Consider the following 12,193-nt stretch of genomic DNA (forward strand, 5'->3'; position numbering starts at 1 on the left):
CTTGTGCTTGTGCGTTCCTGTTTTAGGACTCTGTCGCCTGCCGGTACGCATCTAGCGTGCGTAGGGCGGTGTTGTGCCAGGTGAAGCTTGCTGCGTGGGTTCGCCTTGCGGTGGAGGTTGCGATGCCGTGGGGGTCGATGACCGCTTGGCGGAGTGCGTTCGCTAGGCCGTCTACGTCGTCGTAGGGGACTAGGGTGGCGCAGTCTCCGGCTACCTCGCGTAGTGCCGGGATGTCGGTGCAGACGACGGGGACGTCTGAGGCCATTGCTTCCAGGACTGGCAAGCCGAAGCCTTCGTCTCGGGACGGGAGGACCAGGGCGGCGGCACCTGCGACGACCGTGCGTAGGTCCACATCGGACAGATATCCAGTCTGGCCAGAGCGTGGCAACCGAGGGAATGGGCCGGGGCCAGCGAAGACCAACGGTGGTAGGTCGGGGGCGGCGGCGTGGGCGGTGGCCAGCCAGTCCAAGCCCTTGCGCGGGCCAGCGGCACCGGCGAACAGCAGGTATTTATCCGGCAGTCGGAGCTTCGCTCGCACCCCGTCGTCCGGTGGTCGTGCGGTGAACCAGGCCGGGTTCACGCCCAGGGGAGTCGCGATGATCTTGGAGCGGTCGACGTCCAGTTTCTCCGCGACAGAATCCGCGACGGCCTCAGTCGGGGTGCAGATGACATTTGCTCGGTGAGCGCCGCGCCGGACTAGTTCGGGCAGGGTCCGGTCTGAGTGGGCGAGTTCCTGTGGGGCGTCGATGAAAGCCAGGTCGTGAATGGTCAAGACGCCAGCGGCGCGGAGTCGGCCGGGGAGGACGAAGTTGGTGCCGTGAACGACATCCGTCGGTCCGGCGAATAGCTCCACCGGAGGCAGTTGGGTCCGCAGCCAAGTCGCTCGGAGGAGCCGTGCCGATACTGGCATTCCTCGTGCTTGCACGCCATGCGGTAATACATGCCGCAGTTTCCGCCAGCCCCGCAAGGTAAACGCTACTGCGCGAAGGTCTACTTCGGACATCGAAGCCAGTTCTTCGCTCAGCGCCGCCGTGTACCGGCCGATCCCGGTCCGGGAGCCGAGCAGAGGGGTGCCGTCTAGCAGGACGCGCAGCGGACGATCAGCCACGGCGCAACCGCTCCCGGGCCACCTTCGTGACCCGCCCGGCTGCCCGCCGTGCCAACTCGCCTGGTCCGCCGGCGGCGAGATATTCGCGTACCAGGGCCAAATCGCGCCGCACCATCGCGGTTCCGCGTACTGGGTCGCTGACCGTGAGATCCGCGCCGCCGGGCAAACGGTCGGCGGCCGGGCGCGGGTTGCGGCAGAACTCCACCAGCGGTTTCAGTGCCTCCGGCCAGGCGTACCGCTGCGCGACCACTCGGATCCTCTCGACGCAAGCGTCGGCGAATTCCCGGTCGTACAACGACTTCTCCAGTGCGTCCGCCAAAGCTTCGGCATCCTCGGCGGGTACGACGACGCCGAGGTTCTCCGCGCGGACCAGGTCGGCGAACGCGTCCCCGTCCGTTGTCACGATGGGTAAACCGGCCCACAGGTAATCGAGCACTCGGGTGCGGAAGGCGAAAGTCGTTTCGACGTGTTCGTAATGCGTGGTGACCCCGCAGTCGGCATCCAACAGCCAATTCTGGCGGTCCGAATACGGGACCCACTGCTCGTTGAAGAATACGTTTTTGTCCGTCAGGCCCAGTGAATCCGCGAGCCGGATCGTCCGGGCGCCGATGTCCATCTCGGCGACCTCGGGGTTCGGGTGTTTCATGCCGAGGAACACGAGACGGGCGTCGTCGTGGCGGTGGCGCAGCAGGTCGAAGGCGTGGATCAGGGTCAGCGGGTCGAACCAGCTGTAAACCCCGCCTGCCCACAGCACGACGCGGTCCGATTCGCCGATGCCCAGCGCGGAGCGCAGACCCGGGCCGGTGCGCGTCGGGGCTTGGGGGGAGAGGCCGAACGGCACGACGGCGAGCAGCGACTGGGTGGTCGGGTCGGCGTCGTAAAGGCGGGGCGACAACCGGCCGAGCGCGGCTAGGTGGCCGAGCCAGAAATGCCGCTGGCGTTCCGAGGCGCAGAGGAAGAAATCGGCGCGTTCCAGCTGGGCGTCGAGGACGCGGGTGACGCCCGCCAGGTCGAGCGCGCGCTGGTCGTCGGGGGCGTCCTTGCCCTGTTCGAGCAGCTCCAGGTGCATCGGGTCGTAAACGTCGGCGACCACGATCTTGTTCTCGTGCTGCTTCTTCAGCGACGGAGCCAGCTCCAGCACGTGGCCCTGCAGGATCACGACGTCCGCCCATTCGATGGGGCCGTCGAGATCGCGGTGCTTGCCCGAGCTGACCTGGAAGGCCGCGGGCGGCGGCGAGACCAGCGGATTGGTGGTCATGAGGTGCACGTCGTGCTCGGCGGACAGCGTCGAGGCGATGTTCCACGCCCGGATCGCCGGGCCGGCCATCCGCTCGGTGATCGAGTCGCCGGTCAGCACGAGGATCTTGCGCCGCTGCCCGAACACGTCCTCGATGCCGAACGCCTCGACGAGGATTTCGTGCGCGCGCAGGTAGTCCGGCAGCGGGTAAGCGGGCTCAAGTGCCTTGCGCAGCAAGGGAAGCAGGTCGGCGTCGGTGCGCACGCGCGCGGCTTGCTCCACCGCCCGCGACTCGGCCAGCGACGGCATCATCTCCACGAACCGGTCCACCGCGAGCACCCCGGCGAGCGTGGTGCGCGGGACCCCGACCTCGGAGGTGTCGACCGGGCCGACGCCCTTCTCCAGGTTGAGCTGCTCCGGATCGATGCCACCGCGCGCGGTCGCCCGGCGGACGGCCAGCGCGAGCGCCGCGGGGAGCGCGCGGGCCAGCGATTCGTCGGAGAGGTTCTTGTACAGCGCGGCCAGCGCGTTGCGCTCCAGCAGGAACGTCTCGCGGCCGGTGTCCGGTGCGTCGACAGCGGCCATGGTGCCGTGATGACGGTGGTAGGTGAGCGATTCCGGCACGTAGCGGACGCGCCAGCCGCGCAGGTTGAGCCGCCAGCCGAGGTCGACGTCCTCGTAGAACATGAAGAAGCGCTCGTCGAAGCCGTCCAGTTCGGCGAACACCGAGGCGCGCACGAACATCGCCGAGCCGGTGCCGAAGAGGACGTCCTTGGCGACGTCGTGTTCGGCCTCGGGCACGTCGGCGAGCGGGCTGCCGGCGTGCCGTTTGTAGCCCATGCCGAACCAGGTCAGACCCGCGTCCACGAAATCGGTGCCGGTGCCGTCCCAGTCGAGGACCTTGCTCGCGACCGCGGCGACGGTCGGCTGCGCGCGCAGCTCGGCGACCGCCGCCGAGACCCAGGCCGGGTCGGGGCGCGCGTCGTTGTTGAGGAAGCCGAGGACCGTGCCGTTCGCGTGCTTCGCGCCGAGGTTGCAGCCGCCGGCGAACCCGGTGTTGACCGGCGATTCGATGAGCTGCACGTCGGGCACGGCGGCCCGGATGCGCGCCACGTCGTCGCCGCCGGACGCGTTGTCGACACAGATCAGCTCGACATTCGCGTAATCCAGGTCGGCGTGCAGCGCCCGCAGGCAGGTGATGGTGTCGTCGGCGCCGCGGTAATTCACCACGATCACCGAGACGAGCGGTTGCGGGTCCCCCACTGCGAAGCTCCTCCGTCGAATTTCCGCCCAGCTTAAAGGCCAGCCCAGGCTTCCCAGATCGCGCCTCGGCCCAGCGCCGAGATCCGGCCGACCCGGCCGCGTTCCCGCAGCGTGCGGGGGAGCCGGAGGACGACCTCGGCCAGCACCCTGAGGCGCAGTGCCGGATCGAAGTTCGCCGCGTCCGGACGGTGCCCGCGCAGCGGCAGCAAAGCGGTAATCGCGGCGAAGCGGGCCAGCTCGCGGACCGCGACTCCGGCGGGTGCGCAGCGCAGCAGCATGAGCAGCCGGTTGCGTTCGTTCCAGCGGTGAAACAGGGGTGAACCGGGGTTCGTGCTGGCTCCGTGCAGGTGCTGGACCCGCGCTTTCGGCTCGGCGACGACGTGCCATCCGGCCAGCCGCAGCCGCCACGCGGTGTCGGTGTCCTCGTAGTAACAGAAGAAGCTCGCCGGAACCCCGCCGACCGCGCGGACGGACTCGGTACGCAGCAGCGCGGCACCGCCGCAGAAGCCGAAGACCTCGTCGCTGGGTTCGGTGAGGTCAGCGCCGTGGCCGTCGGCGGTGAGTCGGACTCCGATCGACTGCGTGCTGCCGTCGGGCAGTTCGAGCCGCGACGTGACGGCGGCGGCGAGCGGCTGGCTGTCGAGGGTGTCTTCGAGGGTGGCGAGCCAGTCTGGCTCGGGGGCGGCGTCGTCGTTGAGCCAGGCGACGCGCGGGGTGTCGATGCGGTCGAGAACGTGGGCCATCGCACCGGCGTACCCGGTGTTGCGGCGCAGCCGGAGCACCTCCGGACGGCTGGGATGTTCGGCCAGAATCGTTGCGGTGCCGTCGGTTGAGGCGTTGTCCACGACAACTGTCCTATGTGGACGGCTCTGGGCGGCGAGCGCGTCGAGGCAGCCGGTGAGGTGGTCCGCTCCCCGCCAGGTCACCACGACGACGGTGGTGCCGGATTCCGCGCTGGTCACCTGCGAGAGAATAGCGGCGTGCCCGAACTGGTCGTGATCGCCGAGCAACTGCTCGCCCCCGTTCCGGGTGGCACCGGCCGGTACACCGCCGAACTGCTGCCCGCGCTCGCCCGCACCGCGCCGCCCGGCTGGACCGTGTCCAGCGTGGTCGCGCGGCACGCGGACGTCTCCGCGGCCCGGATCGAGGGCGTCGAGGGTCCGCGGGTGCTGCCGCTGCCGCCTCGGGCGCTGGTCGCGCTGTGGCAGCTGGGTCTGCGGTGGTGGCCAGGCGGTGACGCGGTGCATGCGCCGACCCCGTTCGCGCCGCCCCGTGCCCCGGCCGGGCGAACACTCACCGTCACCGTGCATGACACCGTGCCGTGGACGCATCCGGAGACCCTGACCGCGCGCGGCGTCAGCTGGCACCGGTCGATGATCGCGCGAGCGGCGCGTCGCTCGTCCGGCCTGATCGTGCCGACGCGCGCGGTCGCCGACGAGCTGGCGGTGCTGCTGGACGTCGCCGTCCCGGTGCGGGTCGTGCCGCACGGGGTGACCGTGCCGGAGGGGGCCGCTCAGCTCGATCTGCCGTCGCGGTACGTGCTGGCGGTCGGGACGATCGAACCGCGCAAGGGCATGGACGTGCTGATCGACGCGGTAGCCCAGCTGGACGGCACGGACGAGGTCGGCGACGTCGGTCTGGTGCTGGCCGGCCAGCCCGGCTGGGGCGGAATCGACCCGGTGCGGCTGGCCGCTGATCGAGGCCTGAAATCGGTGCGGGTGCTGGGAAAGGTGACCGACGCACAGCTGGCGACCGCGATGCGCGGCGCGAGCGTGCTGGCGGTGCCGAGCCTGGCCGAGGGTTTTGGCCTGCCACTGCTGGAGGCGATGGCGATCGGGGTGCCGGTGGTGCACACGGACGTCCCGGCGCTGGTGGAGGTGTCCGGCGGAGCTGGGCTGGTGGTGCCACGCGGCGACGCGGACGCGCTGGCGAGGGCGCTGCGGGAGGTGCTGCTGTCGCCGGATAAGGCCGCGGAGCTGTCGAAACTGGGGCGGGAGCGGGCCCGGACGTTCACCTGGCGGGCGGCGGCGGAGGCGGTTTGGGCTGCGCATCGGCGGTCTGGTTGACGGTGGGTTGCTGCTGGGGCGGGGCGGTGGTTTCGCTGGTGGCTGGTTCGCGGTTGAGGTTGCGGTGGCCTGCGGATGAGGCGGTGCGAGCCGCGCATTGGCGGTCGAGCGGGTGGCCGGGGCGTGGCCGAACTGGCGGCGGGCTCGCGGCGGTTCACCTGGCGATAACCTGCGGCCGAGGCGGTGTGAGCCGTGCGTCAGTGGCCGCACTGGCGGTGGGCCATGGCCGAGTTCGGCGGTTGGGCGGGGTCGAGTGTCGGCGGTCGAGCTGGCGGCGGGGTCGAGGTCGGCGGTCGGGCGGGATCGAGCGTCGGTGGCAGCGCTGGCAGGTGAAGTGGCGGCCGGAGAGTAGTCGGGTCGGCGGGTTCAGGCAGCGATCGACATGACACGGTCGGGTGAACCCAGACGGGTGAGCGCAGGTGGGCGAGGGTGGCCGGGCCCGGAGTTGGCGGCAGTTTGCCGGTTCCTGACCTGTGCGGTGGGTGATCGCCGTACGCTGCACTCGTGACCGGTGATCCCCGTGTGCTGATCGACGCGACCGCGGTGCCCGCGGATCGGGGCGGGGTCGGCCGATACGTGGACTCGCTCGTCGGCGCGCTCGACCAGGACGGGGCCCGGCTGACGGTCGTCTGCCAGCCGCGTGACCTGCCGCTGTACGGCCAGCTCGCGCCTGGGTCCCGGATCGTCGCCGCATCGCCCGCGACCTCGACGCGCACCGCTCGGCTGACCTGGGAGCAAGCCACCCTGCCGCGGCTCGTGCGCCGGCTCGCCGCCGACGTCGTGCACTCGCCGCACTACACGATGCCGCTCGCCAGCCCGGCCGCTTCGGTGGTCACGCTGCACGACGCGACCTTCTTCACCGACGCGGTTCTGCACTCGTCGGTGAAGGCCCGGTTCTTCCGCGCTTGGACCACCACCGCGCTGCGCCGGGCGACACTCTGCGTAGTTCCCAGTCACGCGACAGCGGTAGAGCTGGCGCGGGTGAGCCCGGTGCGGCGCGCGGAGTTGGAGATCATCCATCACGGCGTCGACAGCGAACGATTTCATCCGCCGGCGCCGGAGGAGGTCGCGGCGGCGCGGGCGGCGGTGGGGCTCGGCTCGACGCCGTACATCGCGTTCCTCGGCGCGCTCGAACCTCGCAAGAACGTGCCCGCGCTGATCCGCGGTTACGCCCGCGCGGTCGCCGGGCAGCGGGACGCCCCGGCGCTCGTGCTCGCCGGCCAGCCCGGCTGGGACACCCAGGTGGAACGCGCGCTGGACGCGGTGCCGCACCGGCTGCGCGTGATCCGCGCTGGCTACCTGCCGTTCGGCACGCTTGCCGGATTCCTTGGCGGCGCGGAACTTGTGGCGTACCCGAGCCTCGGCGAAGGTTTCGGACTGCCCGTCCTCGAAGCGATGGCCTGCGGTGCCGCGGTGCTGACCACGCGCCGGCTTTCCCTGCCGGAAGTCGGCGGCGACGCGGTGGCGTACTGCGGCGTCGGGGCTGGCGATGTCGCCGCCGCGTTGACGGAATTGCTGGCCGATCCGTCGCGTCGTTCAGTGCTCGCTTCCGCGGCGCAGCGGCGCGCCAAGGAATTCTCGTGGACGACAACGGCGGATCGGCACCGCGAGGCTTACGGGAAAGCCTGGCATCAGCATTTGCGCAATCGTTAGCTGAGGCCGTAAAGGGCTTCGGCGTTGGCGTGCGCGATCTTTTCCCGGTCTTCCTCGTTGGGCAATTCTTTCAGGAATTCCGTGATGGCTGCCGATCCGGGGCGATGGAACGGGTAATCGCCGGACAGCAGGATGCGATCGGCCGAGGTGTATTCGAGTGCGGTGCGCAGCATTCGCGGGAAGAGCATTCCGCTGGTCGCCAGGTGGATGTTAGTGCGGAAATACTCGGAAACGCGGCGTTCGAGATGCGTGGCCGTGTGCGACAGGCTGTCGATGCGGTCGAGTGCGAATAGGACCACCTCGCCCCAGTGGCCGAGGACGACCTGCAGTTCCGGGTGGCGGTCGAACGTTCCGCGCAGGATCAGCCGGATGACGGCGAGCCCGGCCTCGTAGTGCCAGCCGAGGCCGTAGGTGGCCAGTCCGAGGGCGAGATCCGGCTCGAAACCGCTGTACGAAGCCTTCCGGACCGGCTCCGGCGGAATCTGCGGATGGACGAACACCGGCCGCCCGAGCGCGGCGGCGGCGCCGAGCACCTCGTCGTACGCCGGATCGTCGAGCGGACGCTCGCCGCTGCGGCCGTACGACATGATCCCGACGTGCGCCGGATCGTTGGCGGTCCGCTGCAGTTCGGCGACCGCCGCGTCCGGATCGGACATCGGCAGCGCGGTCATGGCCCGGAAGCGGCCGGGGTGCTTCGCGACCGCCTCGCTGACGAGATCGTTCGCCTCGCGGCTCAACGCGATGCCTTGCGGCGCAGGACATCCGTGTGTTCCCGGCGGCGCGAGCGAGAGGATCTGGACGTCGATGCCCGCCTCGTCCATCCAGGCGACGCGCTGGTCGCCGATGTCGAACAGCCGCTCGGGGAGGTCGTCCCGGTCGTTGTGGGCGATGCTCGGGTCGCCGGATTCGGTGCGCAGCATCCGGTCGATGCCGGGAGTGGTCCAGTGCTCCTCGATGGCGATGGTTTTCATCGGCCTCCTCTTTAGGGCTGGTGGGTTTCAGATTACCAGTTTCCCTTAACGGACTTTCGGCGTTTTACGGACGTGATGTGCGATAGCGACCACGACTCCGCTCGCGACGAAAAACCCGGTGACTGCCGGATTCATGGATTTAGACAAACTGGGCGCGCTTTCCGGGTTTGCCAGCCAGAGTGCGAGGACTCCGAAGTAGACCGCGGCCAGCCCGGCGGACCACCAGCGCAAGGCGGGCGGCTGGGAATTGCGGAAGCTGGAGATAAGCAGTGCGGCGAGTGGGATGCCGGAGAGCAATGCGAACTGCCCGAGGACGAGAGCGGGGACGGACCAGGCGGTGATCAGAACGGGCAGCGAAACTCGGGGTGAGGTCATGGGATTTCTCCTTTGCTGGGTGGGGTGGGGACTTGCGGTAAAGCGGTGCCGGGGGTGCGGTTCGAGGTGCGCCCGTCGATGTGGCGGGTCGGCGCGGCTCTTGCCGGGCCCAGTGCGGGCGTCAGGAGCGCGATCTGTGCGCACGGCCAGCTACGCGTCAATCGGGCATTCCGGAGGCAAATGAGTCCTTTGTGGACGGTTAATGGCAGTCCGGGACGCGCGGCTTGAGATCCTGGCATTCGTGCCGGGTGGGTTTGGGGTGATCTGTTCGCAGGGTCAGCGGTTCGGCGGCAGGAATCTGCTCGGGGGGCCGGTAGTGAGGCGGGCGAGCCCAGTGCGGGTCCCGCGACGGCGGAATCGGCCCGCCTCTCCGTGACGCTGCTGGTTCTCAGTGGTGACAGGAGCGGGATTCGGCGGCCGCCTTCAAATCGGCGAGCCAGAGGTCCAGTCCTGGGGCCAGGTAGGTGATCGAGGTCGCCGGGTCGGCTTCGAGTTGCTGGCCGGTCCAGCTTTCTTCGGTGCGGACGACGACTCCGCCCCGCGCCGGGACGAAATTCCAGACGTGCGTTCCGTTGTCGATCCGCAGACCCTGGCCGATCGCCGGGCCGGACCAGCGGATGCACTGGCCGGGCTTGAGCTGGTGGACGGTCGACGTGATGACGAGCGTCGTGGCGGGTGTCGAGGGCGTGGCCGGCGCGGGGGTGGTCCAGCGGAACCGCGAACCGGGGTGCAGCCGGCCCGGATCGAGGCGCTTCATGCTGGTGACGGGCTTTTGCCAGCGTGGCCAGCTTTCGACGTCGGTGTGCAGCCGCCACACGGTGCTCAGCGGGGCCTTGATGAAGGTTTCCGTGCGGTGATGGAGCTTGGCGGCCGGATCGATGCCTTTTCCTTGGCAGGTCAGGGAACCGGCCGGAAGCGCGGACGCGGCTTGGGCTGGGGCGGCGGTGCCCAGCAGTCCGGCGGCGATCGGGAGGGCGAGCAGGGTGGTGCGCAGGCTGCGGCGGGTCAAGGTGCTGAACATTCGTGAACTCCCTTAGCGGTAGTTAAGCCCATTAACTTCAGTGAAGGTGACGCTACCGGTTCACGGAAGTGAAGGTCAATAGCGGAAGTGAAGGGGATTAACTACCCTGAAGGGAGTGAACGAAGGGGAAGGGCCGATGACCGAACAGGCACCGCGGGAGCGTTACCGCGAGCAGGTGCGCGAGGAGATCAAGCGGCACGCGTGGGCGCAGATCGCCGAGGCGGGGCTGCCCGCGTTGTCGCTGACCGCGATCGCCAAGCGGATGAGCATGACCGTGCCCGCGCTGTACCGGTACTTCCGCGGCCGGGACGAGCTGATCACCGCGTTGATCCGGGACGCGTACCGCAGCCTCGCCGACACCGTCCGGGCGGCCGCCGATTCCGGGGCCGACCTGCTCGGGCTGGCGCACGTCATCCGGGACTGGGCGAAGGCCGATCCGCAGCGCTACTTCCTCCTCTACGGCACGCCAGTGCCCGGCTATCACGCTCCGCCGGACACCACGGCGATCTCCAACGAGGTGATGGAAGTCCTGGTCAAGGCGGGCTCGGGGAGTGCCGAACCGGAGCGGCCGACGTCGTTCCACGTGCACCTGGAAAGCCACCGCGAATGGGTGGAGGGCGATGCCATCGCGACCAGCGCGTTGCGGCGCGCGCTGTCCTTCTGGACCCGGCTGCACGGAGTGCTGTCCCTCGAACTGGCCGGCCACTTCGAGGGGATGAAGTTCGATCCGGGCCTGATGATCGACGACGAGCTGGCCGAGTTGCGGGCGTGAATGAGAGTCACTGCGGGTGACTGGGTTGGTGGGCTGACGTAGCCGTCCGTGAGCAGTGGACAATGGCGCCGTGACTGAGCAGCGCACGTATGGTGACCGCGTCGGTGTCGTGACCGTGACGTACTTCCCCGGCGAAACGCTCGAGAAGTTCCTCGACACGCTCGACAAGGCGACCGACCGCGAGGTGCGGGTCGTCGTCGCCGACAACGCGTCCACCGACGGCGCTCCGGAGAAAGCTGCCGAGCGCGAGAACGTGACGCTCGTCAGCATCGGCGAGAACGTCGGCTACGGAACGGCCGCCAACCGCGGCGTCGCGGCGCTCGACGACAGCTACGGCTGGGTCGTCGTGGTCAACCCGGACCTCGAATGGGAGCCCGGTTCGCTCGACGCGCTCCTCGAGGTCGCCGAGCGCTGGCCGCGCGGGGCCGCGTTCGGGCCGCTGATCCACGACCTCGACGGGACCGTCTACCCGTCCGCGCGGCTGCTGCCGTCGTTCGGGCGCGGGATCGGGCACGCCGTGTTCGGCAAGATCTGGCCGGGCAACCCGTGGACCCGCGAATACCGCCAGGAGAACGCCGCGCCCGCCGAGCGCACGTCCGGCTGGCTGTCGGGCTCCTGCCAGCTCTTCCGGCGCGAGGCGTTCGACTCCGTCGGCGGTTTCGACACGCGCTACTTCATGTACTTCGAGGACGTCGACCTCGGCGACCGGCTCGCGAAGGCGGGCTGGCAGAACGTCTACGCCCCGTCGTCGAGCGTGATGCACATCGGCGGCCACTCGACGGCGCGCGCGTCGGCGAAGATGCTGCGCGCCCACCACGCGAGCGCCTACCGCTACCTCGCCGACCGGCACCAGGGGCTGCTGTGGAAACCGGTGCTGGCGGCGGTGAAGCTCGGACTGGCGCTGCGGGTGAAGCTGGAGACTCGCAAAGGCTGAGCCCGCGGGTGGCAACGAACCTGCGGCCGGGACCGGAAGTCCGGAAAGGACTGTCGGGGTGAGCAGCCCCCGGCCAGCTGTCTCGCGGGTGGCCGTTTCGAGAACACCCGGGCAACTCGCTTGCCCCGGAGGCCGCCCGGATGCTCGGCGTCCCAACACTTTGCGCTCGTAAAGAATCGCTCGCGGGAGAGTCAAACTCCCGCACGGGAAATCTCCCCAGGCCCGGGCCGGGAGAGACCCCCGGTCAGATCACAGGCCGTCGAGCCGCCGGGACAGGTTGGAGCGGCCGTTGGTCTGCTTGACCGTCGGGACCAGGCCGGTCATCTCTTCCTCGGCCGGTTCCTTCAGCGGGCTCGAGACCGGTTTCGCCTGCGGGCGCGGGACCAGCGGCGTCGTCGTCTGCGGGCCCGCCGGTTTCGGGACCGTCGGCTGCGGCACGGTGTTCTGCGGGCCCGGGACCTCGAGCGGACGGGTCGGCGTGGGCTGGGCCAGCGGATGCGGGGACGGCTGGGTTTGCGCGCCGCCCGCCAGCGGATGGTCGTTTTCTTCGATCAGCGACGCGGGCAGCTGCGTCGTGGTGTCGGGGTCCAGCCCGGAGACCACCGCTCTGGAGATCTGCTGGGTGCTGGAGGAATCCATCGGAGACGTCATGTTGTCCGGCGTCACCACGAAGGCGCCGCGGGATCGTGCGCGTGCGAGCAAAGCGTCCGCGCGATCGCGGGGGTCCATTCCCCTCGGCCTCCCGACTGACCCGGGGCCTCTAGGGAAAGGCCCGCCTGTTTCCTGTCTAGGG

At 69.6% G+C, this 12,193-nt stretch carries 11 protein-coding genes; 4 read left to right on the top strand and 7 right to left on the bottom strand.

The window, feature by feature from the left end:
- Positions 1-22: 22 nt before the first annotated feature.
- Genes RPX00_RS18700 through RPX00_RS18710 form a run of 3 tightly spaced genes read right to left on the bottom strand, consistent with a single transcriptional unit; the run spans position 23 to position 4,570 of the window.
- Complete coding sequence (locus RPX00_RS18700; protein ID WP_406640982.1) at positions 23-1,108, bottom strand: glycosyltransferase family 4 protein; 1,086 nt, start codon at positions 1,106-1,108, stop codon at positions 23-25.
- Entirely contained in the window at positions 1,101-3,608 is a 2,508-nt protein-coding gene (locus RPX00_RS18705) for a glycosyltransferase (RefSeq protein ID WP_406640983.1), read from the bottom strand. Before RPX00_RS18705 ends, RPX00_RS18700 begins: the two co-directional genes overlap by 8 nt.
- Positions 3,609-3,640: 32 nt before the next feature.
- Positions 3,641-4,570 carry a glycosyltransferase family 2 protein gene (locus RPX00_RS18710; protein WP_406640985.1) on the bottom strand — a complete coding sequence of 310 codons (930 nt, stop codon included), beginning with the start codon at positions 4,568-4,570 and terminating at the stop codon, positions 3,641-3,643.
- An 18-nt stretch (positions 4,571-4,588) separates the two neighbouring features.
- Here RPX00_RS18710 and RPX00_RS18715 point away from each other — a divergent pair, with 18 nt between their 5' ends.
- Positions 4,589-5,674, top strand: a complete 1,086-nt coding sequence (locus RPX00_RS18715) for a glycosyltransferase family 4 protein (protein WP_406640986.1) — start codon at positions 4,589-4,591, stop codon at positions 5,672-5,674.
- Positions 5,675-6,196: 522 nt separating this feature from the next.
- Positions 6,197-7,327: a glycosyltransferase family 4 protein gene (locus tag RPX00_RS18720; protein ID WP_406642992.1), complete on the top strand. Its 1,131-nt coding sequence runs from the start codon at positions 6,197-6,199 to the stop codon at positions 7,325-7,327.
- On the opposite strand, the gene RPX00_RS18725 is transcribed toward RPX00_RS18720, so the two are convergent.
- The 3 genes from RPX00_RS18725 to RPX00_RS18735 all read right to left on the bottom strand — a co-directional run bounded on the left by RPX00_RS18725 (position 7,324) and on the right by RPX00_RS18735 (position 9,694).
- On the bottom strand, positions 7,324-8,298 hold the full coding sequence (locus RPX00_RS18725; RefSeq protein ID WP_406640988.1) for an amidohydrolase family protein: 975 nt from the start codon (positions 8,296-8,298) through the stop codon (positions 7,324-7,326). The genes RPX00_RS18720 and RPX00_RS18725 overlap by 4 nt on opposite strands.
- A gap of 45 nt (positions 8,299-8,343) precedes the next feature.
- Complete coding sequence (locus RPX00_RS18730) at positions 8,344-8,673, bottom strand: hypothetical protein (protein WP_406640989.1); 330 nt, start codon at positions 8,671-8,673, stop codon at positions 8,344-8,346.
- Between the two features lie 388 nt (positions 8,674-9,061).
- Positions 9,062-9,694 carry an SRPBCC family protein gene (locus tag RPX00_RS18735; protein ID WP_406640990.1) on the bottom strand — a complete coding sequence of 211 codons (633 nt, stop codon included), beginning with the start codon at positions 9,692-9,694 and terminating at the stop codon, positions 9,062-9,064.
- A gap of 136 nt (positions 9,695-9,830) precedes the next feature.
- Here RPX00_RS18735 and RPX00_RS18740 point away from each other — a divergent pair, with 136 nt between their 5' ends.
- Positions 9,831-10,466, top strand: a complete 636-nt coding sequence (locus tag RPX00_RS18740; protein WP_406642994.1) for a TetR/AcrR family transcriptional regulator — start codon at positions 9,831-9,833, stop codon at positions 10,464-10,466.
- Positions 10,467-10,536: 70 nt separating this feature from the next.
- On the top strand, positions 10,537-11,400 hold the full coding sequence (locus RPX00_RS18745; protein ID WP_406640992.1) for a glycosyltransferase family 2 protein: 864 nt from the start codon (positions 10,537-10,539) through the stop codon (positions 11,398-11,400).
- 249 nt (positions 11,401-11,649) lie between these two features.
- Here the strand turns inward: RPX00_RS18745 and RPX00_RS18750 are convergent, their stop codons facing one another.
- Entirely contained in the window at positions 11,650-12,129 is a 480-nt protein-coding gene (locus tag RPX00_RS18750; protein WP_406640994.1) for a hypothetical protein, read from the bottom strand.
- Between the last annotated feature and the right edge of the window lie 64 nt (positions 12,130-12,193).

The sequence above is a fragment of the Amycolatopsis sp. WGS_07 genome, from assembly GCF_045278895.1.
In the GTDB taxonomy this organism is placed as follows: domain Bacteria; phylum Actinomycetota; class Actinomycetes; order Mycobacteriales; family Pseudonocardiaceae; genus Amycolatopsis.